This is a genomic window from Streptomyces tendae (assembly GCF_014650435.1).
Taxonomy (GTDB): Bacteria; Actinomycetota; Actinomycetes; order Streptomycetales; family Streptomycetaceae; genus Streptomyces; species Streptomyces tendae.
In genome coordinates this window covers 398,735-423,356 of sequence record NZ_BMUY01000002.1, presented here as the reverse complement: position 1 = coordinate 423,356, position 24,622 = coordinate 398,735, and the positions used below count along the sequence as shown (strand labels likewise).

Annotated in this window: 22 protein-coding genes; 10 read left to right on the top strand and 12 right to left on the bottom strand. The window is 71.3% G+C overall.

What is annotated here, in order from left to right; all coding sequences use genetic code 11:
* Both IE258_RS06875 and IE258_RS06870 read left to right on the top strand, forming a co-directional pair.
* Entirely contained in the window at nucleotides 1-651 is a 651-nt protein-coding gene (locus IE258_RS06875; protein ID WP_189740274.1) for a GntR family transcriptional regulator, read from the top strand.
* On the top strand, nucleotides 648-1,958 hold the full coding sequence (locus tag IE258_RS06870) for an MFS transporter (protein WP_159324992.1): 1,311 nt from the start codon (nucleotides 648-650) through the stop codon (nucleotides 1,956-1,958). The genes IE258_RS06875 and IE258_RS06870 overlap by 4 nt, the downstream gene beginning before the upstream one ends.
* Nucleotides 1,959-2,098: 140 nt before the next feature.
* Here IE258_RS06870 and IE258_RS06865 read toward each other — a convergent pair whose 3' ends face one another.
* Nucleotides 2,099-2,923 (bottom strand): maleylpyruvate isomerase family mycothiol-dependent enzyme, encoded by an 825-nt coding sequence (locus IE258_RS06865; protein ID WP_189740271.1) that lies wholly within the window; start codon nucleotides 2,921-2,923, stop codon nucleotides 2,099-2,101.
* Between the two features lie 181 nt (nucleotides 2,924-3,104).
* On the opposite strand from IE258_RS06865, the gene IE258_RS06860 reads away from it, so the two are divergent.
* Nucleotides 3,105-3,902 (top strand): carbon-nitrogen family hydrolase, encoded by a 798-nt coding sequence (locus tag IE258_RS06860; RefSeq protein WP_189740268.1) that lies wholly within the window; start codon nucleotides 3,105-3,107, stop codon nucleotides 3,900-3,902.
* A 66-nt stretch (nucleotides 3,903-3,968) separates the two neighbouring features.
* Nucleotides 3,969-4,433, top strand: coding sequence for a DUF2867 domain-containing protein (locus IE258_RS06855; RefSeq protein WP_189740265.1), 465 nt, complete (start codon nucleotides 3,969-3,971; stop codon nucleotides 4,431-4,433).
* 49 nt (nucleotides 4,434-4,482) lie between these two features.
* On the opposite strand, the gene IE258_RS06850 is transcribed toward IE258_RS06855, so the two are convergent.
* Both IE258_RS06850 and IE258_RS06845 read right to left on the bottom strand, forming a co-directional pair.
* The gene (locus IE258_RS06850; protein ID WP_127892544.1) at nucleotides 4,483-4,977 is read right to left on the bottom strand and encodes an LURP-one-related/scramblase family protein; all 495 of its coding nucleotides are present in this window, start codon (nucleotides 4,975-4,977) and stop codon (nucleotides 4,483-4,485) included.
* Nucleotides 4,974-5,978, bottom strand: coding sequence for a helix-turn-helix domain-containing protein (locus IE258_RS06845; RefSeq protein ID WP_189740262.1), 1,005 nt, complete (start codon nucleotides 5,976-5,978; stop codon nucleotides 4,974-4,976). The genes IE258_RS06850 and IE258_RS06845 overlap by 4 nt, the downstream gene beginning before the upstream one ends.
* A 51-nt stretch (nucleotides 5,979-6,029) precedes the next feature.
* Here IE258_RS06845 and IE258_RS06840 point away from each other — a divergent pair, with 51 nt between their 5' ends.
* A complete protein-coding gene (locus IE258_RS06840) occupies nucleotides 6,030-6,434 on the top strand; it encodes a cupin domain-containing protein (RefSeq protein WP_189740259.1) in 405 nt (134 codons plus the stop codon).
* A gap of 59 nt (nucleotides 6,435-6,493) precedes the next feature.
* Here IE258_RS06840 and IE258_RS06835 read toward each other — a convergent pair whose 3' ends face one another.
* From IE258_RS06835 to IE258_RS06825, 3 genes are all read right to left on the bottom strand, one after another.
* Nucleotides 6,494-6,745, bottom strand: coding sequence for a DUF6458 family protein (locus IE258_RS06835; RefSeq protein WP_189740256.1), 252 nt, complete (start codon nucleotides 6,743-6,745; stop codon nucleotides 6,494-6,496).
* A 114-nt stretch (nucleotides 6,746-6,859) separates the two neighbouring features.
* The gene (locus tag IE258_RS06830; protein WP_189740253.1) at nucleotides 6,860-8,158 is read right to left on the bottom strand and encodes a M18 family aminopeptidase; all 1,299 of its coding nucleotides are present in this window, start codon (nucleotides 8,156-8,158) and stop codon (nucleotides 6,860-6,862) included.
* Nucleotides 8,159-8,256: 98 nt separating this feature from the next.
* Nucleotides 8,257-10,083, bottom strand: coding sequence for an acyl-CoA dehydrogenase (locus tag IE258_RS06825; RefSeq protein WP_159324997.1), 1,827 nt, complete (start codon nucleotides 10,081-10,083; stop codon nucleotides 8,257-8,259).
* A gap of 149 nt (nucleotides 10,084-10,232) precedes the next feature.
* Here IE258_RS06825 and IE258_RS06820 point away from each other — a divergent pair, with 149 nt between their 5' ends.
* The 3 genes from IE258_RS06820 to IE258_RS06810 all read left to right on the top strand — a co-directional run bounded on the left by IE258_RS06820 (nucleotide 10,233) and on the right by IE258_RS06810 (nucleotide 12,697).
* Nucleotides 10,233-10,703, top strand: a complete 471-nt coding sequence (locus tag IE258_RS06820) for an SseB family protein (protein WP_003975142.1) — start codon at nucleotides 10,233-10,235, stop codon at nucleotides 10,701-10,703.
* 75 nt (nucleotides 10,704-10,778) lie between these two features.
* Entirely contained in the window at nucleotides 10,779-11,540 is a 762-nt protein-coding gene (locus IE258_RS06815) for a pirin family protein (protein WP_229891966.1), read from the top strand.
* A 65-nt stretch (nucleotides 11,541-11,605) separates the two neighbouring features.
* Complete coding sequence (locus IE258_RS06810; protein WP_189740250.1) at nucleotides 11,606-12,697, top strand: AI-2E family transporter; 1,092 nt, start codon at nucleotides 11,606-11,608, stop codon at nucleotides 12,695-12,697.
* Here the strand turns inward: IE258_RS06810 and IE258_RS06805 are convergent.
* Nucleotides 12,622-14,793 (bottom strand): SpoIIE family protein phosphatase, encoded by a 2,172-nt coding sequence (locus IE258_RS06805; protein ID WP_189740247.1) that lies wholly within the window; start codon nucleotides 14,791-14,793, stop codon nucleotides 12,622-12,624. The two genes, IE258_RS06810 and IE258_RS06805, sit on opposite strands and share 76 nt — an antisense overlap.
* Nucleotides 14,794-14,988: 195 nt before the next feature.
* Between IE258_RS06805 and aspS the strand changes: the two genes are divergently transcribed.
* Complete coding sequence (gene aspS / locus IE258_RS06800; protein ID WP_189740245.1) at nucleotides 14,989-16,752, top strand: aspartate--tRNA ligase; 1,764 nt, start codon at nucleotides 14,989-14,991, stop codon at nucleotides 16,750-16,752.
* Between the two features lie 241 nt (nucleotides 16,753-16,993).
* On the opposite strand, the gene IE258_RS06795 is transcribed toward aspS, so the two are convergent.
* The 3 genes from IE258_RS06795 to IE258_RS06785 all read right to left on the bottom strand — a co-directional run bounded on the left by IE258_RS06795 (nucleotide 16,994) and on the right by IE258_RS06785 (nucleotide 20,669).
* Nucleotides 16,994-17,359, bottom strand: a complete 366-nt coding sequence (locus tag IE258_RS06795; RefSeq protein ID WP_052836613.1) for a PH domain-containing protein — start codon at nucleotides 17,357-17,359, stop codon at nucleotides 16,994-16,996.
* 107 nt (nucleotides 17,360-17,466) lie between these two features.
* Nucleotides 17,467-19,083, bottom strand: a complete 1,617-nt coding sequence (metG, locus tag IE258_RS06790) for a methionine--tRNA ligase (protein ID WP_189740242.1) — start codon at nucleotides 19,081-19,083, stop codon at nucleotides 17,467-17,469.
* Nucleotides 19,084-19,199: 116 nt separating this feature from the next.
* Entirely contained in the window at nucleotides 19,200-20,669 is a 1,470-nt protein-coding gene (locus tag IE258_RS06785; protein WP_189740239.1) for a VWA domain-containing protein, read from the bottom strand.
* 263 nt (nucleotides 20,670-20,932) lie between these two features.
* Between IE258_RS06785 and IE258_RS06780 the strand changes: the two genes are divergently transcribed.
* Nucleotides 20,933-23,011: a PhoX family protein gene (locus tag IE258_RS06780; RefSeq protein ID WP_189740236.1), complete on the top strand. Its 2,079-nt coding sequence runs from the start codon at nucleotides 20,933-20,935 to the stop codon at nucleotides 23,009-23,011.
* Between the two features lie 44 nt (nucleotides 23,012-23,055).
* Here IE258_RS06780 and IE258_RS06775 read toward each other — a convergent pair whose 3' ends face one another.
* Nucleotides 23,056-24,099 carry an endonuclease/exonuclease/phosphatase family protein gene (locus tag IE258_RS06775; RefSeq protein ID WP_189740233.1) on the bottom strand — a complete coding sequence of 348 codons (1,044 nt, stop codon included), beginning with the start codon at nucleotides 24,097-24,099 and terminating at the stop codon, nucleotides 23,056-23,058.
* A gap of 144 nt (nucleotides 24,100-24,243) precedes the next feature.
* On the bottom strand, nucleotides 24,244-24,615 hold the full coding sequence (locus tag IE258_RS06770; protein WP_189740230.1) for an ADP-ribosylation/crystallin J1: 372 nt from the start codon (nucleotides 24,613-24,615) through the stop codon (nucleotides 24,244-24,246).
* Nucleotides 24,616-24,622: the final 7 nt, after the last annotated feature.

The window sequence follows — 24,622 nt, the reverse complement described above, 5'->3', positions numbered from 1 at the left end:
ATGACCACGGCAGTGAAGCAACCCCCCGCGGCGGACCGCGTCTACACCCACGTCAAACAGGGCGTCCTGGAGCGCCGTTACGAGGGCGGGACGCTGCTCACCGAGGGCGAGCTGGCCGAGGCCGTGGGCGTGTCCCGCACCCCGGTGCGCGAGGCGCTGCTGCGGCTCGAGGTCGAGGGCCTGATCCGGCTCTACCCCAAGAAGGGCGCGCTGGTCCTGTCCGTCTCCGCGCAGGAGATCGCGGACGTGGTGGAGACGCGGCTGCTGGTCGAGGAGCACGCGGCCAGGAAGGCCGTACCCGCCCCGCCGGGGCTCGTCGAACGGCTGGAGGAGCTGCTCGCCCGGCAGAAGGAGCAGGCCGCCGCCGGTGACTTCGCCGCCGCCTCCGTCACCGACCGCTGCTTCCACGCCGAGATCGTCCGCAGCGGCGGCAACGAGATCCTCTCCCGCCTCTACGACCAGCTCCGCGACCGCCAGCTGCGCATGGGCGTCGCCGTGATGCACTCCCACCCCGACCGGATCGCCCACACCCTCGCCGAGCACGAGGAGATCCTCGACGCGCTGCGTGCCGGGGACGCGGAGGCGGCCGTCGCAGTGGTGGGCCGGCACGTGGGCTGGTTCTCGAACCTGGCTCGGGGGGAGGTCCGATGAGTACGGCCACCTCGGCCGGCCGTGCCCTGCCCGGCGATCCCCCGGGCGGCCGCCGCGCGATCGCCGTGTGGAGTGTCGGCGTCTCCGTCTACTTCGTCGCCGTCATCTTCCGTACGTCCCTGGGGGTCGCCGGACTCGACGCCGCCGACCGCTTCCACGTCAACGCCTCCGCCCTGTCCACCTTCTCCATCCTCCAGCTGCTGGTCTACGCCGGCATGCAGATACCCGTCGGCCTGCTGGTCGACCGGCTCGGCACCAAGAAGGTGCTGGGCCTCGGCGTCGTGCTGTTCACGGTGGGGCAGCTGGGCTTCGCCTTCTCGCCGTCGTACGGCATGGCGCTGGCCTCTCGGGCGCTGCTGGGCTGCGGGGACGCGATGACGTTCATCAGCGTGCTGCGGCTGGGCACCCGCTGGTTCCCGGCCCGGCGCGGGCCGATGGTGGCCCAGCTCGCCGGTCTCGTCGGCATGGCGGGCAACCTGGTCTCCACCCTCGTTCTGGCCCGGCTGCTGCACGGCATCGGCTGGACGGCGGCGTTCGCGGGCAGTGCGCTGGCGGGCGCGGTCGTCTTCGTCCTGCTGCTGCTCTTCCTCAAGGACCACCCCGAAGGGCACGAGCCGGAGCCGATGCCGCACCAGGGGGCCGCGTACGTACGGCGGCAGATCGCGATGTCCTGGCGGGAGCCGGGGACGCGGCTCGGGCTGTGGGTGCACTTCACCACCCAGTTCCCGGCGATGGTGTTCCTGCTGCTGTGGGGGATGCCGTTCCTGGTCGAGGCGCAGGGGCTGTCCCGGGCCACGGCGGGCACGCTGCTCACCCTCGTCGTGCTCTCCAACATGACGGTCGGTCTGGTCTACGGCCAGGTCATCGCCCGGCACCACGCGGCGCGGCTGCCGCTGGCGCTCGGCACGGTGGGGGCGACGGCGCTGCTCTGGGCGGCGACGCTGGCCTACCCGGCCGAACACGCGCCGATGTGGCTGCTGGTGGTGCTGTGCACGGTGCTGGGGGCGTGCGGGCCGGCGTCGATGATCGGCTTCGACTTCGCGCGGCCGGCGAATCCGCCGGAGCGGCAGGGGACGGCGTCCGGCATCACGAACATGGGGGGCTTCGTGGCGTCGATGACCACGTTGTTCGCGGTGGGGGTGCTGCTGGACGCGACGGGGGACGACTACGGGGTGGCGTTCTCGTCGGTGTTCGTGTTGCAGGCGCTCGGGATCACGCAGATTCTGCGGTTGCGGAAGCGGGCCGCGCTGCGGGAGCGGGAGCGGTTGGTTGCGAGCCGGGTGGAGAAGGTGCACGTGCCGGTGTAGGCACCCGGCGTGGGTGCGGGCGTGAGGGCGGGGCGGGGGCGGGCCGCGCTGCCGGGTGCCTCCCCCACTCTCGGCTTCGCTCGAGCGGGAGGTGCCCCCACCGCCCACCCGTGCCGCCCCAGCGGCACGACTGCCCGCAGCTACGGCGTCACCGTGAAATGGCGCAGGATCGCCGCCGTCAGGTCCGGGTCGCCCTCCGTCTTGATGCGGTCCTTCGCCGCCTCCGGGGTCACCCGGCCGCAGGCCAGGCGGAAGTACGTCTCCCAGTCGAGGGTGAGGGTGGCGGCGGGGCCGAGGGCCGGGGACGATTCGAGGGTGCCGCGGCCCTGGATGTCGACGCGGATGGTGCGCAGGAACTCGACCGGGCCGTGCACGTCGAAGACGACCGCCGAACTGCGCGGCGCGTCCGCCCGCTCGGCGACGACGGCGGGCAGCTCGCCGAGCAGCACGTCGCGGGCGACGTGCGCGCCGGGGGAGTCGAGGTTGCCGGGGCGGCCGAGGGTGGTGCGCAGGTCCTGTTCGTGCGCCCACACGTCGAAGGCGTGCCGGCGCATGGCCTCCTCGAGGGTCAGCTCGGTGCCGAGCGGGCCGCGCACCTTCGTGCCCGGGTCCCGCGACTCGTTCCGCAGCTGGCGGTTGCGCCGGATGATCATGTACTCCAGCTCGGACGTCATCTCCGGCGCCGTGTGGTGGCGGCGGACGTCGACCTGCATCTCCATGTACCGCTGGTGGTCGTTGGTGACGTGGTAGAGGTCGCGCGGGAGGGTGTGGATGGGGCGGGGGTCACCGAGCATCTCGGAGTCCAGGCCCATCACGTGCGAGACGATGTCGCGCACCGACCAGCCCGGGCAGGGGGTCCGGCGGTTCCACTCTGCCTCCACAAGCGGCTGGACCAGCTCGGATATCGCCTCGATGGAGTGAGTCCAGGCGTCGGCGTAGGGCTGGAGGGTGGGATGCAGACTCACGGAACGGGACCCCTCGGCGGTCGGTACACGGGCGGTTGGTGGCGGCGGTGCCAGTGGCGGCGGCGGCAGTCGGCGGGCGTCTTGGGAGGCTAAGTTACGCTGCTGTGCGGCACCCCGGCAGTGCTTTCGTGTGACGATCGTAGGCCCGTGTGGACGGCTCGAATGCCAGGACGGTGGTAGTGTGCGCGCCTCTTTGATCCAAATCGCCGTGAACGAGGACGAAACGGTCGAAGCGCGTCGCCTCCGGGCGGCGGCTCTGGTAAGGGAGCAGGCGGGCGCCGATCTGGTGGTGCTGCCGGAGCTGTGGACCACGGGCGCGTTCGCCTTCGAGGAGTTCGACGCGGCGGCCGAGCCGCTGCGGGGTCCGACGCACGAGGCGATGGCGAAGGCGGCGAGCGACGCGGGCGTGTGGCTGCACGCCGGGTCGATTCCCGAACGCGGCCCGGACGGGCGGCTCTACAACACCTCTCTCGTCTTCTCCCCCTCCGGTGACCCGGCCGCCTCCTACCGCAAGATCCACCGCTTCGGCTTCGACAAGGGCGAGGCCGTACTGATGGGCGCGGGGCGCGAACCGGTGACGGTCCCCCTGGCGGACACCACCACCCTTGGCGTGGCGACCTGCTACGACCTGCGCTTTCCGGAACTCTTCCGCGCCCTCGTCGACGCCGGCGCCGAGATCCTCGTCGTGCCGGCGGGCTGGCCGGAGCGCCGCCGGTCGCACTGGACGCTGCTGGCCCGGGCGCGGGCCGTGGAGAACCAGGCATTCGTGCTCGCCTGCGGAACGGCCGGGACGCACGCCGGAGTTCCGCAGGCAGGTCACTCGATCGTGGTGGACCCGTGGGGCGAGGTGCTCGCGGAGGCTGGCCCGGACGAGGAGGTCCTCACGGTGGAGTTCGACCCGGCGAAGGTGGCGCGGACCAGGGAGCAGTTCCCGGCACTGAAGGACCGGGTGCTGGGGCTGGAGCCGCCGCGCGGCTGAGCGCGGAGTGTGAGGGGAAGTGACGCCGCGTGTTTGACGTGGTGTCACGCTGCCCAGTATGCCGGTATGACACGGACGCGTACCGGTACCTCCGCCATTCGCCGGGTGCGGGTGGACCCTCTCGGCGCCCCTTTCGCGACGGCTTTCGAGCTTCCGGCGGCGGGACTTCCCCCGCTGACGCCCGAGGAATGGGTGCGCGCCAGCTTCGAGGACGTCCCGTTGATACTGCGTGAGCTGCTCCGGACCGGGTGGGCGGGCGTGCTGGGGCTGCGACTGGGGCCGCGCACCTCGCGACGGCACGTGGTGGGCTGGCGCGTGCTGGAGACCGGGCCGGGCAGGATCGCCCTGGAGGCCCGCGCGCCGTCGCTGACCGTGCGCAACGTCGTGACCGTGGACGGCGCGCGGCTGCTCTGGGCGACGTACGCGTTCTACGAGCGCCGGGCCGGCCGGGTGCTGTGGGCCGTGGCGGCCCCCGTGCACCACCTGGCCGTGCCGCTGCTCCTCGGCCGCGCCGTCCGCCGCATGGCCTGAGAGCCGCCGGTCCGCCGCACGGCGTGAGGCGCCGCCGGGTCGCCGGTCCTCAGTCGTCCTCCCGTTCCTTCTCCGCCAGGTGGATCACGCACACCGTCAGGGCGATCAGCAGCGCCGGGTCCGCGTCGTCCCGGACGACGTCCACGCCGTAGGTGTCCCGGAGGGTGAGCCACCGCCGGGAGACGACGGCCAGCAGTTCGCCGTCGTACTCGACGGCGAACTCCCGGTCGAGGATCTTGCCGCTGACGTCCAGTTCGGTGCCGTCGGCCAGGGTGACCCGGTAGTGGTTGCGCAGCAGGGAGAGACGTTTCCGCTTGATGCGTGCCAGCGGCTCGCCGGCCCGTTCGATCACCATCGTGTCGCGCAGGGCGAACATCTTCTGGTGGATGTCGATGAGCACGCGCCCCTGGGCGTCCTTCAGCTCCCAGGTGTCCCGCAGCCGCATCGCCTTGCCGTCGACGAGGAAGACCTTGTTGCCGTGGTCGTCCTCGATCCAGTAGTCGTCACCGATACCGAGGAGCCGGTCGTACACGAGGAATCTCATACTCTGACCGGTTCCCCCGGACCCGTCCCGAAACGCCGCCGGTAGGCCGACGGGCTGAGTCCCGTCTCGCGTCGCAGCCGCGCCCTGAGGTTCGCGGCGGTCCCCAGTCCGCTGCGGGCCGCCACCGCGTCCAGCCGCTCCTCCCCGCGCTCGATCAGCCGCCGCGCGAGGGTCACGCGCTCGGCGGTCAGCCAGGCGAGGGGCGTCGTCCCGAGCTGCGCCCGGAACCGCCGGTGCAGCGTGGCCGGGGAGACCGCCGCGCGCGCCGCCAGGTCCGCCACCGTCAGCGGCTCGCTCAGATGCTCCTGCACCCACGCCAGCAGGGGCGCGAGCGACTCGTCCGGCACGTCCGGCACCGGCCGCTCCACGAACTGGCGCTGCCCGCCGTCCCGGTGGGTGGCGAACACCAGCCGTCGGGAGACGGCGTTCGCGATCTCGGCGCCGTGGTCCCGGCGCCAGAGGTGCAGTCCGAGGTCCAGTGCCGCCGCGCTGCCGGCGGCGGTGAGAACGTCGCCGTCGTCCACGAACAGCACGTCCGGTTCGAGCAGGACGCGCGGGTGCAGCCGGCGGAAGGATTCCGCCCACAGCCAGTGGGTCGCGGCCCGCCGCCCGTCCAGGAGACCGGCCTCGGCGAGTGCGAAGCTGCCGGTGCACAGGCTCACCACGCGTGCGCCGCGGGCGTGTGTGCGCCGGATGGCGTCGAGCACGGCGGGGACGCGCGGCACCACGTTGTCCGGCCGGCCGGGCACGACGAGCGTGTCCGCGTCGTCCACGGCGTCCAGTCCCGGCACGTCGGTGAGCGTGAAGAACCCGTGATTCATGCGGATCCCGGGATTCGGAGCGCACAGCGTCACCTCGTACAGCGGCCCCGGCAGCCCCAGCTCGGGCCGCGGCAACCCGAACAGCTCGGTGGCGCAGCCGACCTCGAACGGGTTGGTGCCCTCGTCGACGATCACCGCGACACGATGAGGGCGCGAGGGCTGAGAGGATCCTTGCGACATATGCGATTCCTAGCACTCGTCCGCACCCCCGTCACCCCGGACGATGGCGCCATGACTCAGGAACCGATCTCCTTGACCTCCGCCCTCGCCTCCTTCGCCGAGCAGTGGAGCCCCCGTATCGTCACCGCCGTCAACGACTACGACGTCCGCATCGCGAAGGTCGAGGGCGAGCACGTCTGGCACGTGCACGACCACACCGACGAGTTCTTCCTCGTCCTCGACGGCGAACTGCACATCGGCCTGCGCGAGCCCGCCGGCGAGCGCGTCGTCGTCCTGCCGAGGGGCTCCGTCTTCACCGTCCCGCGCGGCACCGAACACAAGCCGTACGCGCCCGTTCCCACGGCCATCCTGCTGTTCGAACCGACCGGGACCCTCACCGTCGGCGACCGGCACGACGAGGTGCCGGGCCATGTGGACGCGACCAGCGGACACGCGCTGACACCGGGCGCCTGCTGACGGAACCGCGAGGAGGCGGGGCGAAGTCGGGGGCGGCGCCGGTGGACTCCCCGGCGCCGTCAGGCGCCGTAGCCGTTGTGGTAGCCGTCCTGCGTGGGGTGGTGGGGCCGTTCCTCGACGACCGGGGTCGACGGCGGCATCACGACGCGGCGGCGCCGGGCGATGCTGCTGAACGTCGCGACGCCGATCAGACCGACGACCATGAAGATCACACCGACCAGGTCGAGGTTGACGCCCTGCATGTCCCAGTCGGTCGCGAACGTGAGGATGGCTCCCACGGCGATGAGGATGATGCACCCGCCGAGGCCCATGAGTGTTGCCTCCCTGTCAGATCCGGTCGGTTCCGGGTTTCCGGCCGATCCGGTTCCGTGCGGGTACCCCGGGCCTCAACCCTCATGCCGTGGGGCGGTGTTCCGCGTTCCGGTCTACGGCTGGAGGAAGGCCACCAGCGCGTTGGCCAGCAGGTGCGGGTCGTCGGCGCCGCACAACTCCCGGGCGCTGTGCATCGACAGGATGGCCACGCCGATGTCGACGGTGCTGATGCCGTGCCGGGCCGCGGTGATGGGGCCGATGGTCGTGCCGCACGGCATGGAGTTGTTGGAGACGAAGGTCTGGAAGGGGATGTCCGCCTTCTCGCAGGCGGCGGCGAACACCGCGCGGCCCGAACCGTCGGTGGCGTAGCGGTTGTTGACGTTGACCTTGAGGATGGGGCCGCCGTTGACCCGCGGGTGGTGCGTCGGGTCGTGCCGTTCCGCGTAGTTGGGGTGGACGGCGTGGCCCGTGTCGGAGGACAGGCAGACGGTGCCGGCGAAGGCGCGCGCCCGGTCCTCGTAGGAGCCGCCGCGGGCGAACACCGAGCGTTCCAGCACGGTGCCGAGGAGCGGTCCGTCGGCGCCGGTGTCCGACTGGGAGCCGGTCTCCTCGTGGTCGAAGGCGGCGAGCACGGGGATGTAGGGGAGGCCGGCGCCGGAGGTCGCGACCGCGGCCAGCGCGGCCGTCCCGGCGTGCACGGACAGCAGGTTGTCCATCCGCGGGCCCGCCACCAGCTCCCGGTCGCGGCCCAGGTACGCCGGGGGCTCCACGGAGTGCGTCATCAGGTCCCAGCCGGTGACCTCGCCGCGGGCGAGGCCCGCCTCGTCCTCCAGGAAGGCGATCAGGTCGCCGTCGCGCACGGTGTCGCCCAGGCCCCAGACGGGCTGGAGGTGGCGCTGCTTGTCGAGCTTGAGGCCGTCCGCGGTGACGTTGCGGTCCATGTGGATGGCGAGCTGCGGCACGCGCAGCAGCGGCCGGTCGACGTTCACCAGGCGCGTCGAGCCGTCGCGCAGCGAGAGGCGTCCGGCCAGGCCCAGGTCGCGGTCGAGCCAGGAGTTCATCAGCGGGCCGCCGTAGATCTCCACGGCGACCTGGCGCCAGCCGTGCGAGCCGGTGTCCGGGCGGGGCTTGACGCGCAGGTTGGGGGAGTCGGTGTGGGCGCCGACGATGCGGAAGGGGGTGTGGGCCGCGGCACCCTCCGGCACGTACCAGGCGATGATCGCGCCCCCGCGCAGCACGTAGCGGCCGCCGCTCGTCCCGTCCCAGGCGTCCGTCTCCGCGACCTGCCGGAAACCGGCCTTCTCCAGGCGCTCGGCGGCGTTCGCCACGGCGTGGTACGGGGTCGGGCTCGCCGACAGGAAGGTCATCAGGTCGTCGGTGTGGCCGCGGTCGAAGCGGGAGGGTGCGCTCATGGGGTTCACCTTAACGACGTACGAGGGCCCGCTTCCCGTCTGGCGGGAGCGGGCCCTCGTGGGGGTGTGCGGAACGGACTTTCGGCGCGGGGCCCGTCCTAGAACGCGGCCTCGTCCAGCTCCATCAGGTCCAGCTCGACGCCCTGGGCGACCTTGCGGGCCAGGGTGAGGCCGGGCAGGACGTTCGCGGCGAAGAACTTCGCGGCGGCGATCTTGCCGGTGTAGAACGCCTTGTCCTTGGCGGAGGCGGTCGGCAGCTTCTCGGCGGCGATCGCGGCGCCCTTGAGGAGCAGGTAGCCGACGATCACGTCGCCGGAGGCCAGCAGCAGGCGGGTGGTGTTGAGGCCCACCTTGTAGATGTTCTTGACGTCCTGCTCGGTGGCCGCGAGGTCGGTCAGCATCAGGCCGACGATGGCCTCCAGCTCGACGGCGGCCTTGGCCAGGTGCTCGCGGGCGCCGGACAGCTCCTCGCCGCCGGTGCCGAGGGCGAGGAACTTCTTGATGTCCTCGGCGACCGAGTTCAGCGCGGCGCCCTGGTTGCGGACGATCTTCCGGAAGAAGTAGTCCTGGCCCTGGATCGCCGTGGTGCCCTCGTAGAGGGTGTCGATCTTGGCGTCCCGGATGTACTGCTCGATCGGGTACTCCTGGAGGAACCCGGAGCCGCCGAAGGTCTGCAGCGACTGGGCGAGCTGCTCGTAGGCCTTCTCCGAGCCGTAGCCCTTGACGATCGGCAGGAGCAGGTCGTTGAGGGCGTGCTCGGCCGAGGCGTCCTCGCCGTTCGCCTCCTTGACCTGGATCTCGTCCTGCACGGAGGCGGTGTACATGACGAGGGCGCGCATGCCCTCCGCGTACGCCTTCTGCGTCATCAGGGAGCGGCGCACGTCCGGGTGGTGCGTGATGGTGACCTTGGGGGCCGACTTGTCCATGAAGTTGGCGAGGTCCGGGCCCTGGACGCGCTCCTTGGCGTACTCCAGGGCGTTGAGGTAGCCCGTGGAGAGGGTGGAGATCGCCTTCGTGCCGACCATCATGCGGGCGAACTCGATGATGCGGAACATCTGGCGGATGCCGTCGTGCTTGTCGCCGATCAGCCAGCCCTTGGCGGGGTGGCGGTCGCCGAAGGTCATCTCGCAGGTGTTGGAGGCCTTCAGGCCCATCTTGTGCTCGACGTTGGTGGCGTAGACGCCGTTGCGCTCGCCCAGCTCGCCGGTCTCGAAGTCGAACTCGTACTTCGGGACCAGGAAGAGGGACAGGCCCTTGGTGCCGGGTCCGGCGCCCTCGGGGCGGGCGAGGACGTAGTGGAGGATGTTCTCCGACATGTCGTGCTCGCCGGACGTGATGAAGCGCTTCACGCCCTCGATGTGCCAGGAGCCGTCGGCCTGCTCGACTGCCTTGGTGCGGCCGGCGCCCACGTCCGAACCGGCGTCCGGCTCGGTGAGGACCATGGTGGAGCCCCACTGCTTCTCGACGGCGATCGAGGCGATGTGCTTCTGGACCTCGTTGCCCTCCTCGAAGAGGATGCCGGCGAACGCCGGGCCCGAGGAGTACATCCACACGGCCGGGTTGGCGCCGAGGATCAGCTCCGCGTAGGCCCAGATCAGGGAGCGCGGCGAGGTGGTGCCGCCGATCTCCTCGGGCAGCCCGAGCCGCCAGTACTCGGAGTCCATGAAGGCCTGGTAGCTCTTCTTGAAGGACGCCGGGACCGGCGCGGTGTTGGTCTCCGGGTCGAAGACCGGCGGGTTGCGGTCGGCGTCGGCGAAGGACTCGGCCAGCTCGTTCTCCGAGAGGCGGGTCAGCTCCTCGAGCACGCTCTTGGCGGTGTCCGTGTCCATCTCCGCGAACGGGCCGCTGCCGTAGACCTTGTCGCGGCCGAGCACCTCGAAGAGGTTGAACTCGATGTCCCGGAGATTCGGCTTGTAGTGCCCCATGGCGACGGCTCCGTTGAGAGATCGGCGAGGCACTCGCTCCTCGCATCCGTACACATACCAACTAGTAGCTCCGATGATGCTACCCGTCGGTAATAAGAAGCAACCCCGAGCCGCCCATCTGTGACTCGTTACTCGTTACTCTGTGCTGCATGTACGGCTACGACCAGACCGCGGGCCAACAGCAGCAGCAGTACGCCCCGCCCCCGCAGCAGCCGATGGGCGGCGGATACGGGCAGCAGCCGCCGCTGTACCCCGAGCCGTCCCCGCCCTCGCTCGCGGACGCGGTGCGCGCCTTCACCACCGGGCAGATGTCCGCCGAGGACTTCCAGCAGATCTTCGCGACCTCGAAGGTCTACTGCCCCCGCGGCGACAATCCCGGCTTCCTCGCGCTGCACAACACCCAGCAGCCGGTGATCCCGATGTTCACCGGCCTGAAGGAGCTGCGCAGGTACGCGGGCAAGGAGTCGAAGTACTTCGTGATCACCGGGGCGGAGGTGATCGACCTGCTGCCGACCGGCTACGGCTTCGTCCTGGACATGGAGGGTGAGCACCGGATGGTCTTCGACGCCAAAGCCGTCGAACAGATGGTCGATTTTGCGATGCGCCGGATGTACGGCTAGACGCCGTTGCCGCGCAGACGGCCGATCGACGCCTCGGGAATCCGTGAGCCCGGAGGGAATGCCCTCCGGGCTTTCGTGGTTCCAGGTGGCAAGAAGTTCAATGCTCAACTAAAGTGGGGCGCACGCCGCCCGAGGAGGGGGATCTTCGACCACCAGGACTCCAACGGTGGCGGCGGCACCATCACCAACGGCGACACCCAGTGGATGACGGCGGGCTCCGGCCTGCTGCACATCGAGGCGCCGCCGGAGCAGCTGGTCATGTCCGGCGGGCTCTTCCACGGACTCCAGCTGTGGGTGAACCTGCCGGCCAAGGACAAGATGATGGCCCCGCGCTACCAGGACATCCGCAGCGGCTCCGTCCAGCTGCTCACCTCCCCCGACGGCGGCGCGCTGCTGCGCGTCATCGCCGGTGAGCTGGACGGGCACGACGGCCCCGGCATCACGCACACGCCGATCACGATGGTGCACGCCACGCTGGCGCCGGGCGCCGAGGTCACCCTGCCCTGGCGGGAGGACTTCAACGGCCTGGCGTACGTCATGGCCGGGCGCGGGTCGGTGGGTGCCGAGCGGCGTCCGGTGCACCTCGGGCAGACCGCGGTCTTCGGCGCCGGGGGCTCGCTGACCGTCCGCGCGGACGAGAAGCAGGACTCGCACACCCCGGACCTGGAGGTCGTGCTGCTCGGCGGCCGGCCGATCCGGGAGCCGATGGCGCACTACGGCCCGTTCGTGATGAACACCAAGGACGAGCTGATGCAGGCATTCGAGGACTTCCAGAAGGGCCGCCTCGGCACCGTCCCGGCCGTGCACGGCATGTCGGGCGAGGGCCCCGGGGCCTGACAGCACGTCACCCGGGCGGGCCGTCCGCGCAGGACAGCCCGCCCGGCGCGTGATCGGGTGGAGCCGTGCAGCTGCTCCCCGGTCCGGTCCGCCGGTTCGCCGCCTGGTGCGCCGTCATCCTGCTCGCCAGCGGCGTCGTCTACGTCGCGATCCGGCTCTGCGTCGAGTTCCGCACCGCCGTGACCCCGGCGCTGCTCGCGCTGCTCGGCACCGCCCTGCTCCGACCGCTGCACGCGCGGCTGGTGAAGGCCCACGTGCAGCGGTCGCTGGCCGCGGGGCTGACCTGTGCGGCCGTGCTGGCCGTGGTCGGCGGGGCCGTGTACATCGTGGTCTCCGCGCTCGTCGAGACCGGCGACCAGATCGTCGCCTCGCTGCGGGACGCGGCCCAGGGCATCGCCGACCACTTCGGCGCCGCCGGGACCTCGCTGGACGACCTGGCCTCCAACGCCCGCGAGCTGCTGGGCAAGTTCGGCGGCACGGCCGCGTCCGGCGTGGTGACCGGGATCAGCGTCGTCGGCGAGATGATCGCCATGGCCGTGCTCGCCCTGCTGCTCGTCTTCTTCTTCCTGCGCGACTCCGACCGGGCCGTCGGCACGGTGCGCGCCCTCGCCCCGCCCGGCGCCGCCGACACGGTCGAGGCCATGGCCCGGCGGGCGTTCGGCGCCGTCGAGGGCTTCATGCGGGGTACGACCCTGATCGCCCTCATCGACGCGCTGTGCATCACCGTCGGGCTGCTCGTCCTGCGCGTCCCCGGCGCGGTCGGGCTCGGGGCGCTGGTCTTCGTCGGCGCCTACATCCCGTATCTGGGCGCGTTCATCTCCGGTGCCGTGGCGGTGCTGGTGGCGCTGGCCGACCGGGGCTTCGTCATCGCGCTGTGGGCGCTGGGCGTGGTGCTGGCCGTACAGGTGCTGGAAGGACACGTGCTCCAGCCGATGATCCAGAGCCGGACGGTGCAGATGCACCCGGCGGTCGTGCTGCTGGCGCTCACCGCGGGCGCGTCGGTGGCCGGCATCCTCGGGATGCTCCTCGCCGTGCCCCTGACCGCGGCGGCGTTCGGGGTGGTGCACGAGCTCCAGGGTCGCTACGGGGCTTCCGGTTCCGGAGCCTCCGGGCCGGCCGCGGGACCGGCTCCGTCCTCCGGGGCGGCGGACTCGTAGAGCTCGTACCAGATGCTCTTGCCCTCGCCGCGCGGGGCGACGCCCCATGCGTCAGCGAGCAGTTCGACCAGCATCAGCCCGCGTCCGGAGGACGCCATCTCCCCCGGCCTGCGCTTGTGCGGGAGGTCGTCGCCGTTGTCGGTGACCTCCACCCGGATCCGCCGCTCGCCCGGCTCCCCGGCGACCTCGGCGACCAGCAGGGCGTCGGTGTCGGTGTGCACCAGGACGTTCGTCAGCATCTCGGAGAGCAGGAGTACCGCCGCGTCGCGCTGCTCCTCGCCCGGCCAGTCGTGCAGCAGGTCGCGCAGATGCTGACGGGCGGTGGCGATCCGGGCGGGCTCGGCCTGGGCGACGGACAGCATCGTGCGGCGCACCGGCGCCCGGGTCGCGGTGGATTCGCCGCAGCCGCAGCCCTCGCCCTGCCGGCACAGCAGCACCAGCGCGATGTCGTCCTCCCGGCGGTCGGACAGCGGGCCGACGGTGTGGTGCGAGGAGGGGCCGTGCACGGCCTGGACCAGCGCGTCGGCCAGCTCCTCCAGGCCGCCGGTGTGCTCCTCCAGGATCACCCGCAGGCGGTGCCAGCCGCTCTGCAGATCGTGGCCGCCGGTCTCGACCAGGCCGTCCGTGCACAGCATCAGGGTGTCCCCGGGTTCCAGGGCGAGCCGCGTCGTCGGGTAGTCGGTGTCCGGGTCGATGCCCAGCGGCAGCCCGCCCGCCGTGGCGAGGATCAGCGCCGTTCCGTCCGCCATGCGCACCACCGGGTCCAGGTGGCCCGCGCGGGCGCTCTCCACGGTGCCGGTGGCGGGGTCGACCTCGGCGTAGTAGCAGGTCGCGAAGCGCAGGTCGCCGGGGTCGTCCTCGCCCGTGGCGAGACCGTGGAAGAAGTGGGAGGCGCGGGCGAGCACCGCGTCGGGGCGGTGGCCCTCGGAGGCGTAGGCGCGCAGGGCGATGCGCAACTGGCCCATCAGTCCGGCCGCGCGCACGTCGTGCCCCTGGACGTCGCCGATCACCAGGGCGAAGCGGTCCCCGGGCAGCGGGATCATGTCGTACCAGTCGCCGCCGACCTGGAGGCCGCCGCCGGTGGGGACGTAGCGGGCGGCGACGTCCATGCCGGGGATCTCCGGGCCGAGCATGGGCAGCATCGAGCGCTGCAGCCCCTCGGTCAGCTCCCGCTGGTTCTCCGCGGCGCCGGCCCGGGACAGGGCCTGGGCGAGCATCCGCGCCACCGTGGTCAGCACGGAGCGCTCGTCCGGCGTGAACGCGACCGGATAGGCGAAGGCGGCCATCCAGGCGCCCATGGTGCGGCCCGCCACGGTCAGCGGCAGATAGGCCCAGGAGCGGCGGCCGAAGCGCTCGGCGAGCGACCATGTCATGGGGTAGCGGGACCGGTACTGCTGCGGGGAGGAGAGATAGACCGCGCGGCCGGTGCGGACCACCTCGGCGGCCGGGTAGGCGGTGTCCAGGGACATGTCCACGAACGGGTTGGACTCGTTCTCCGGCTGCCCGTGGTGGCCGATGACCGTGAGGCGGTCCCCCGAGACCCCGAACACCGCGAGGCCGTCCGGGGAGAACCCCGGCATCGACAGCCCGGCCGCGACCCGCAGCACCTCCTCGGTCGACCGCGCCTCGGCCAGCGCCCGGCCCGCGTCCAGCAGGAATGCCTCCCGCGAGCGGCGCCACTCTCCGGTGACCGCGCTGCGCCCGGCGGGCGTGCCCGGCCGCGGTTCGGCGACCTCCTGGAGGGTGCCGGTCAGCACGTACGCCTTGCGCTCGGGGTCGAAGGAGGGCTTGGAGCGGCTGCGCACGACCCGGACGACATGACCGCGTTCGTCCATGATCCGGATCCGGACCTCGGCGAGGGTGCCCTCGGCGACGGCGAGCTGGACCACGCCGGTGATCTCGTTCCAGTCCACCGGATGCAGCCGGGCCCTCACCTGCGCCTCCGTGAGGCATGCCGGTTCCGCGGGCAGCCCGAGCAGACGGGCGGCCTCCGCGTCCACCACGACCTCGCCCGTGGCGGTGTCCCAGTGCCACAGTCCGGTCGCGAGGGAGGCGAGGACGTCCCCCACCTCGGGCAGGGGCTCACCAGTACGCATTGCCCCACTTTAGGAAGATGTGCTCGGACAGTGCCACCGCTCGCCGTGTTGCCGAGGCGGGCGGGGAGCGGGCTCCCGGCGGGCCGGTCACGCGTCAATGGGGAGGAAGGCAGCCGTTGCTGCCCGGTACGCTGGGGTTGTTTCACGTGAAACGCGAAACGCCATCCCCGATCCGCGAAGGCTGGATGAACGACGATGCATCGGTACAGGTCCCACACCTGCGGCGAGCTCCGCTCCTCTGACGTCGGCACCGACGTCCGACTGAGTGGCTGGCTGCACAATCGGCGCGACCTGGGCGGCATCCTCTTCATCGATCTGCGCGATCACTACGGCATCACTCAGCTCGTCGCCCGTCCGGGCACCGAGGCGTACGAGGCGCTGGACAAGCTGACCAAGGAATCGACCGTTCGGGTCGACGGCAAGGTCGTCTCCCGCGGCGCCGACAACATCAACCCGGACCTGCCCACCGGCGAGGTCGAGGTCGAGGTGGGCGAGGTCGAGCTGCTGGGCGCCGCCCAGCCGCTGCCCTTCACCATCAACACCGAGGACGGGGTCAACGAGGAGCGGCGCCTGGAGTACCGCTTCCTGGACCTGCGCCGCGAGCGCATGCACCGCAACATCATGCTGCGCACCTCGGTCATCTCCGCGATCCGCAGCAAGATGGTCGCCCTCGGCTTCAACGAGATGGCCACGCCCATCCTCACCGCCACCTCCCCCGAGGGCGCGCGGGACTTCGTGGTCCCCTCCCGCCTGCACGCGGGCCGCTTCTACGCCCTGCCGCAGGCGCCGCAGCAGTTCAAGCAGCTGTTGATGATCTCGGGCTTCGACCGGTACTTCCAGATCGCGCCCTGCTTCCGTGACGAGGACGCCCGTGCCGACCGCTCGCCCGGCGAGTTCTACCAGCTCGACGTCGAGATGAGCTTCGTCGAGCAGGAGGACGTCTTCCAGCCGGTCGAGCGGCTGATGACGGAGCTGTTCACGGAGTTCGGCGGCGACCGTGAGGTGACCTCCCCCTTCCCGCGGATCCCGTTCCGCGAGGCGATGCTGAAGTACGGTTCCGACAAGCCGGACCTGCGCGCCCAGCTGGAGCTGGTCGACATCACCGACGTCTTCGAGGGCTCGGAGTTCAAGGCCTTCGCCGGCAAGCACGTGCGCGCGCTGCCCGTTCCGGACGTCTCGGCGCAGCCCCGCAAGTTCTTCGACCAGCTCGGCGACTACGCCGTCTCGCAGGGCGCCAAGGGCCTGGCCTGGGTCCGCGTCGGTGAGGACGGCAAGCTGTCCGGCCCGATCGCCAAGTTCCTCACCGAGGCCAACGTCGCGGAGCTGACCAAGCGGCTCTCCCTGGCCCCCGGCCACGCGGTGTTCTTCGGCGCGGGCGAGTTCGACGAGGTCTCCAAGATCATGGGCGCCGTCCGCGTCGAGGCCGCCCAGCGCGCCGGGCACTTCGAGGAGAACGTCTTCCGGTTCTGCTGGATCGTTGACTTCCCGATGTACGAGAAGGACGAGGAGACGGGGAAGATCGACTTCTCCCACAACCCGTTCTCGATGCCGCAGGGCGGCATGGACGCCCTGGAGAACCAGGACCCGCTGGACATCCTGGCCTGGCAGTACGACATCGTCTGCAACGGCGTCGAGCTGTCCTCCGGCGCGATCCGGAACCACGAGCCGGAGATCATGCTCAGGGCCTTCGAGATCGCGGGCTACGACGCGGAGACCGTTGAGCGCGAGTTCGCCGGCATGCTGCGCGCCCTGCGCTTCGGCGCCCCGCCCCACGGTGGCATCGCCCCGGGCGTCGACCGCATCGTCATGCTGCTGGCCGACGAGCCCAACATCCGCGAGACCATCGCCTTCCCGCTCAACGGCAACGCCCAGGACCTGATGATGGGCGCCCCGACCGAGCTGGACGAGACCCGGCTGAGGGAACTGCACCTTTCGGTGCGCAAGCCGCAGCCGAAGTAGCCCGCCGACGGCACGCACAGGGGCCCGGCACCGGTTCGACCTCCGGCGCCGGGCCCTTCGCCGTCGCGTCACCCCTGGCCCTGACCTTCCTCCTGGTAGAGCGGCAGGTTCTGGGTCGAGACGGTCCAGTCGGCAATGGTGACGTCCCCCCCCCCCCGTAGACGAAGTCCTTGCGGGTGGCGTAACGGGGGCCGTCGGGGGCGTGGCGTACGCGGTCGGGAGCTGACGACCGGGCGCGGGTCTAGCGGGCCACGAACTGGGTCAGGATGGCCTGGACCTCGTAGATGTCGACGCCCTTGGTGAAGGTCTTCTGGATGGGGGCCTGGGAGCCTGAGAGCCAGATCTTCAGTTCGGCGTCGAGGTCGAAGTGGCCGGCCGTCTCCACCGCGAAGTGCGTGATGCTGCGGTACGGGATCGAGTGGTACTCGGTCTTCTTGCCGGTGATGCCCTGCTTGTCGACCAGGATCAGACGGCGGTCGGTGAACAGGATGGTGTCGCGGATCAGCAGGTAGGCCGCGTGGACCTGCTCGCCCTGGCCGAGCAGACGCGCGTACTCCTGCTGCGCCTGGCCCGGGTCGATGCTGTGCGCGTTGCCGAAGAGTGCCATGGATGTCCCCCCACGTGACGTGATGTGGTTCTTTGTTCGATCTTCGCAAACGCGGAGGGCCCGGGAGAAGCTTCCGCCTCTCCCGGGCCCCTGCTGTAGCGAGCGCGTTACGCGGTCGGCTTCTCCTCGAGACGGGGGAAGAGCACCGCGCCCTTGGTGACCGTGGCGCCGGCGGGCAGGCGGCCCCAGTCCGCCGCGTCCTGGACCTTCTGGTCCGCGAGGGCGCCCAGGGAGGGCTCGGCGCCGAGGGAGTCCCAGAGCTTCCGGGAGGTGTCCGGCATGATCGGGTTCAGGAGGACCGCCACCGCGCGCAGGGACTCCGCGGCCGTGTAGAGGATCGTCGCCAGGCGGGCCTTGCCCTCCGGGCTGTCGTCCTTCGCGACCTTCCAGGGCTCCTGCTCGGTGATGTAGCCGTTGACCTGCTTGACGAAGTCGAAGACCGCCAGGATGCCGCCCTGGAAGTCCAGTTCCTCGCCGATCTTCCGGTCGGCCTCCGCGACCGCCTTGGCCAGGCCGGCGTGGATCGCCTGCTCCGCGTCCCCGTCGGCCGCTGCGGCCGGCAGCTCGCCGCCGAAGTACTTGTTGACCATGGCCGCCACGCGGGAGGCGAGGTTGCCGTAGTCGTTGGCCAGCTCACTGGTGTAGCGGGCCGAGAAGTCCTCCCAGGAGAAGCTGCCGTCCTGGCCGAACGCGATCGCGCGCAGGAAGTACCAGCGGTACGCGTCCACGCCGAAGTGCGAGGTCAGGTCCTGCGGCTTGATGCCGGTCAGGTTGGACTTCGACATCTTCTCGCCGCCGACCATCAGCCAGCCGTTGGCCGCGACCTTCCCGGGCAGGGGCAGGCCCTGCGCCATCAGCATGGCCGGCCAGATGATCGCGTGGAAGCGCAGGATGTCCTTGCCGACCAGGTGGACGTCGGCGGGGAACGTCGACTCGAACTTCTCGGGGTTCTCGTTGTACCCGACCGCCGTCGCGTAGTTCAGCAGGGCGTCGATCCACACGTAGATGACGTGCTTGTCGTCCCAGGGGACCGGGACGCCCCAGTCGAAGGTCGAGCGGGAGATGGAGAGGTCCTGGAGGCCCTGGCGGACGAAATTCACGACCTCGTTGCGCGCGGACTCGGGCTGGATGAAGCCCGGGTTGGCCTCGTAATGCGCGAGCAGCTTCTCGCTGTACTCGCTGAGCTTGAAGAAGTAGTTCTCCTCGCTGAGGATCTCCACCGGCTTCTTGTGGATCGGGCACAGCTTCTGGCCCGCGTACTCGCCCTCGCCGTCGAGCAGCTCGCCGGGGAGCTTGTACTCCTCGCAGCCCACGCAGTACGGGCCCTCGTAGCCGCCCTTGTAGATCTCGCCCTTGTCGTACAGGTCCTGCACGAACTCCTGGACGCGGTCGGTGTGCCGCTTCTGCGTGGTGCGGATGAAATCGTCGTTCGCGATGTCGAGGTGCTCCCACAGGGGCTTCCAGGACTCCGTGACGAGCTTGTCGGCCCAGGCCTGCGGGGTGACCCCGTTCGCCTCGGCCGTGCGCATGATCTTCTGACCGTGCTCGTCCGTGCCGGTGAGGTACCACACCTTCTCGCCGCGCTGGCGGTGCCAGCGGGTGAGCACGTCGCCTGCGACGGTCGTATAGGCGTGGCCCAGGTGAGGAGCGTCGTTGACGTAGTAGATGGGGGTCGAGACGTAGTACGCCCTCGCCCCCTGCTTCTCGGTTCCAGTGGCCGCCATGGTCGAAATCCTACTGGGCCCGTGGAGATCGACTCACACGCGTTTCGCGGGGTGGACGGAGGGCTTCCCCTTCGTCCACCCCCCCGAGGGGCCGTGCGTGCGGCTGCTGTGACCGGCTACGGGCGCCAGGTGGCCAGTACGGCCTCGTACAGCTCCTTGTCGGTGAGCTCCTTCGGGGTCTCGCCGGCCAGGAAGTGGGAGGCGTTGCCCGTCTTGAGCTTGCGGAGGTAGTCGAAGGCCCTGTTCTCCGGGTCACCGAAGGCGACGAAGGAGAAGTGGACGTTCGGGTGGTCCGCGGCCGCCTTGGTGAGGGCCTGGGTGGCGGGGGTCTTGGCGTCGGGGGCGCCGTCGGTCTGGAAGACCACGAGGGCGGGGGTGCCGGGGGGTGCCTGTTCGGTGTGGTGGGCGAGGACGGCCTCCACGGCGGCGTGGTAGCTGGTGCGGCCCATGCGGCCGAGCGCCGCGTGCAGCTCGTCGATCTTGTTCTCGTGGTCGGTGAGGGTGAGGTCGCCGGTGCCGTCCACTTCCGTGGAGAAGAACGTGACGTGGACCGTGGCCTCGGGGTCGAGGTGCGCCGCGAGTGCGAGGGTCTGCTCGGCGAGGGCCTGGGCGGAGCCGTCCTTGTAGTACGGGCGCATGGAGGCGGAGCGGTCGAGGACGAGGTGGACCTTGGCGCGGGTGCCGGTGAGGTCGTGCTTCTTGAGGGCGGTGCCGGCTGCCTTGTAGGCGGTGGTGAGGCCGGGGGCGCGGGAGCGGAGCCTTGCGGGGGGTGTGGCCGGCTTCGACGCCTCGGCTTCGCCTTCGGCGTCCGTGTTCCCACCCGCACCGCCCGTGCTGCCTTCGTTGTCTGGTGCGGGTGGCCCCTGTGGGGTGTCCTCGCCGTCGGCGGCTGCCGGTTCCGGGGTGGTGGCGGGCGGGGCGGCCGACGGCTCCGCCTTGGCCTCCGGCTCCGCCTTGGCCTCCGGCTCCGCCTTGGCCTCGGGCTTCGGCTCCGGCTCTGGCTTCGGCTCCGCCTTGGCCTCGGGCTTCGGCTCCGGCTTCGCCTCGGCCTCCGGCTTCGCCTCGGCCTCCGGCTTCGCCTCGGCCTCCGGCTTCGCCTCGGCCTCCGGCTTCGCCTCGGCCTCCGGCTTCGCCTCGACCTCCGGCTTCGCCTCGACCTCTCGCTCCGCCTCAGCCTCCGGCTTCAACTCCGGCTCAGCCTCAGCCTCGGCCTCCGGCTCCCGCTCTGCCTCCGGCTCGGGCTGCGGCTTGGCCTCTGGGGTGGGGGGCGTCTCCGCGTCCGGGGCCGGGGTCGGGGCGGTGGTCGTCGGGGGCGTTGGCTTGGGGACCGTGATGTTGGTGAAGGCGGCCTTGACGAGGTCGTGCTCGTCCGGGGTGGATTCCGAGCGGGGCTCGGGGATCTGGGAGGACTCCGGCTCGGCCGAGGTGGTCTCGGCCGGCTCCGCGGGTGCGGTGGGCTGGGACGGGAGCTTCGGCTCCGGTGCGGTGACCGGCGGTGCCGTCTCCTGCGTCGCACCCTCCGCCTGTGCGGTCCGTTCCTTGCGTGAGCGGCCGAACGCGTTCCGCAGGAGAGTGAGAATGCCCATGTGCGCAACCCTTCGAGTGAGTTGGTGCCGTCAATCCCTGGCCAGGACGGACACGTAAGGTTAGCGGTCCCGGCTTGTGATCTTGTGCAGGGTCTGACATGCGGGCGGCGAGGCGTCAAGGCCGGATCCGGTCGTCGCCGCAATTCCACCAAGGATTCCGCGGGTTCACCCGGCGTTCACCGCGACGCCCGGTCCCCGCACGTATGTGCACCTACGGTCGCGCTGACACCAGGGCATACAGGGATTCTCAAGGGGAGAACACAGTGCGCAAGCTCCTGCCGTTGATCGGAACGCCGTCCGGCCCGCATCCGGGCGGCCGGTCCGCGATGACCTGCCGTTTCCGGTGTGGTGACGCCTGCTTCCACGAGGTGCCGAACACCAGCTCCAACGAGTACGTCGGCGATGTCATCGCCGGTGCGCTCAGCCGCCGTTCCATGATGCGTGCCGCCGCCGTCGTGACCGTCGCCGCGGCCGGCGCCGGCGCGGTGGGCGTGGCGGGGGCGCCCTCGGCCCAGGCCGCGCCCGCGGCCGGAAAGGGGCACGGGAAGCCGTCCCGGACACAGGGAGCACGTGGGCTGCGGTTCACGCCCGTCGCGCCCAACACGGACGACGCCGTGACCGTCCCGGAGGGGTACCGGCAGGACGTCGTCATCCGTTGGGGTGAACCCATTCTGCGTGGGGCGCCCGCCTTCGACGCCGAGAAGCAGACCGCCAAGGCGCAGGCCGGGCAGTTCGGGTACAACAACGACTTCCTCGCGCTGCTGCCGCTGCGGGGCGAGCACGACCGCCAACTCCTCGTCGCGAACCACGAGTACACCGACGAGGTGCTCATGTTCCGCGGCTACGACCCCGAGAACCCGACCCGTGAGCAGGTCGAGATCGCATGGGCCGCGCACGGGCTGTCGGTCGTCGCCGTGGAGGAGGAGAAGAGGAGCGGGCGGCTCACGGCCGTGTCGCGGCACCGGCTCAACCGGCGGGTCACCGCCACCAGCGAGTTCCGGCTGACCGGCCCGGCCGCCGGGTCCGACCTGGTGAAGACCTCCGCCGACCGCAGCGGCCGCAAGGTGCTCGGCACCCTCAACAACTGCTCCGGCGGCACCACCCCGTGGGGCACCACGCTGCACGGCGAGGAGAACTTCAACCAGTACTTCGCCAACGCCTCCAGCGACACCGACAAGCGGTACGGGATCGGGACCGGCGCCACCGAGCGCAAGTGGGAGCGGTTCGACAAGCGGTTCGACGTCGCCCAGGAGCCGAACGAGGTGCACCGGTTCGGGTACGTCGTCGAGCTGGACCCGTACGACCCGGAGTCGACGCCGCGCAAGCACACGCTGCTCGGCCGGTTCAAGCACGAGGCCGCGACCGTGCGGCTGACGAACGACGGGCGGCCGGTCGTCTACACCGGCGACGACGAGCGGTTCGACTACTTCTACAAGTTCGTCGGCAGCAAGCGCATGCGCCACGGCAACTCCCGCTGGGCGCGCGAGTACAACCTCTCGCTGCTCGACGAGGGGACCCTGTACGTCGCCAAGCTCAGCGGCGACTCCCCGGCCATCGAGATCGACGGGTCGGGCACCCTGCCGCGCGACGGTGAGTTCGACGGGGGCGGCGAGTGGATTCCGCTGGTCACGGCCACGGAGCGCGGTGCCGTCTCGCACGTCGACGGGATGAGCGCCGAGGAGGTGTGCGTCTTCACGCGGCTCGCCGGGGACAAGGTCGGCGCCACCAAGATGGACCGTCCCGAGGACATCGAGCCGTCGCCCACCACCGGCAAGGTGTACGTCGCCCTCACCAACAACACCAACCGGGGCAAGAGCGGCTACGCGGGCCCCGACGAGGCCAACCCGCGCAACTCCAACAAGCACGGCCACGTTCTGGAGCTGACCGAGCGCTGGAACCGGGCCGACGCCACCACGTTCGGCTGGTCGCTGTTCCTGGTCGCCGGTGACCCGGAGGACCCGGCGACCTACTTCGCGGGCTTCCCCAAGGACCGGGTCAGCCCGATCTCCTGCCCGGACAACGTCGCCTTCGACGACCACGGCAACCTGTGGATCTCCACCGACGGCAACGCGCTCGGCACGCACGACGGCCTCTTCGGCGTGGCGACCAAGGGCGACCGGCGCGGTGAGCTGAAGCAGTTCCTGACCGTGCCGACCGGCGCGGAGACCTGCGGGCCGCTCGTCCAGGACCGGCGGGTGCTGGTCGCCGTGCAGCATCCGGGCGAGGTCGACGGCGCCTCCGTGGAGCAGCCGGCCAGCACCTGGCCCGACGGACCCGGGAAGATCGTGCGCCCGGCGGTCGTGGCGGTGTGGCGCGCGGACGGTCGCGACATCGGCGTCTGAGCCCGTCCCGCAAGGCTCAGAAGCAAGCAGGAGCAGGAGCGGGGTCAGCCTTGCGCCGCGTGCAGGGTCAGGTCGACGACCAGCGCGCGGTGGTCGGTGCCGGCCAGGTCCAGGAACCGGGCGTCGCGCGCGGCGAAGTCCTCGGACACCAGGACGTGGTCGATCTGCACGCCGAACACGCCGAACACGGGGAGGGCCCTCGCGGGCCAGCTGGGCGTGCGGTCCTCGCCCGCGAGCCGGGCCGCGTCGCGCAGTCCCGTGTCGAGGATGCGGCGGAAGGCGGCGTGGTCCTGGGAGGCGTTGAAGTCGCCGGCCAGGACCACGGGCGGCCCGCCGTCGCCGTCGCCGGTGACGGCGGTCGCGGCCGCGTCGCGCAGGGCGGCCAGCTCCTCGCGCCACCGGCCCACCCGGTCCGCCAGCGGCGGCATCGGGTGGGCGAGCTGCAGGCGTACGGGGTGGCCGCGCACGTCGGCGACGGCGCCCGGCATGCCCATGGTGCCGGGGACGGCGGGGGCGGCCCTCAGCGGGAAGGCGCTCAGGATCACGGAGCCCTTGGAGCCGTCGCCCTCGGCGGCCCGCCGGTGCGGATAGTCGGCGGCCAGGTCCCGCCGCAGCGCCGCGTCACACGTGGACTCGCACTCCTGTACGAACACGAGGTCGGGCTTCTCCCGGCGCACGGTGGCGATCAGCGCGTCGGTGCCCTGCCCGAACTCCACGTTGGAGGTCAGCACCCGCACCTCGGCCACCGGCGGCCCGGTGGGCTCCACGCTCTTGCCGTACGGCTCGATGAACCACGCCAGCAGTCCGAGCAGCGCGACGCCCCACACCGCGCCGGTCCACCACCGGGCGAGCAGTGTGAGCAGCAGCCCGGCACCGGTCGGCACCAGCAGCCAGGGCAGGAAGGCGAGGAGCTGCGGCACGGGGGTGACGCCGTCGGTGTCGGCGACCCGGCAGCCGACGACCGCGCTCACCCCGGCGAACAGCAGCCCGGCGCACCAGGCCCCGAGGCGCCGTCCGGTGCGGCGGGGCGCCCACCCGTCGTCGGGGCCCGTCCACGCGCCGTTCGCCGTGTCGGTCTCCGTGTCCACGTCCCGGCCCTCCGCTCGCGGGTGCGATGCCGAATCCTCCCTCAAGGACGGGACCGGGCAGCCGGAAGTTGCCCAGGGCCCCGGCCGGCCCGGCCCCCGCCCATGGCTCCCAGCCCCGGCCCGCCCCGCCTCCCGCCCCCGGTGCTACGACTGCGCGTGGAACTCCCGTACGACCTCGATGCGGCCCACGATGTGCCGGTTGAACTCCGCCAGCTCCTCCGCCGGGACCCACAGTTCCAGGATGGTCTCGCCGCCGGCCTGCCGTACCGGGTAGCGCGTGAGGAAGGCGGTGTCGACCTCGAAGCGGGTGACGTAGCCCGAGCCGGAGGCCGGGACGTTCCAGTCGCGGGCGATCCGGACGGCGTAGTCCTCGTTGAGGACCGGGTAGAAGATCGGCTGCTCGGGCAGGCGCGGCGGCCAGGCCGTCCAGCCGGAGGCCTCGATGAGCGCCAGCTCCTCGGGGCCGGTGGGGCGCCACAGGGTCGTCGTGCTGGTCTCGGTCCGGTGCTCGGTCATGGTCGGC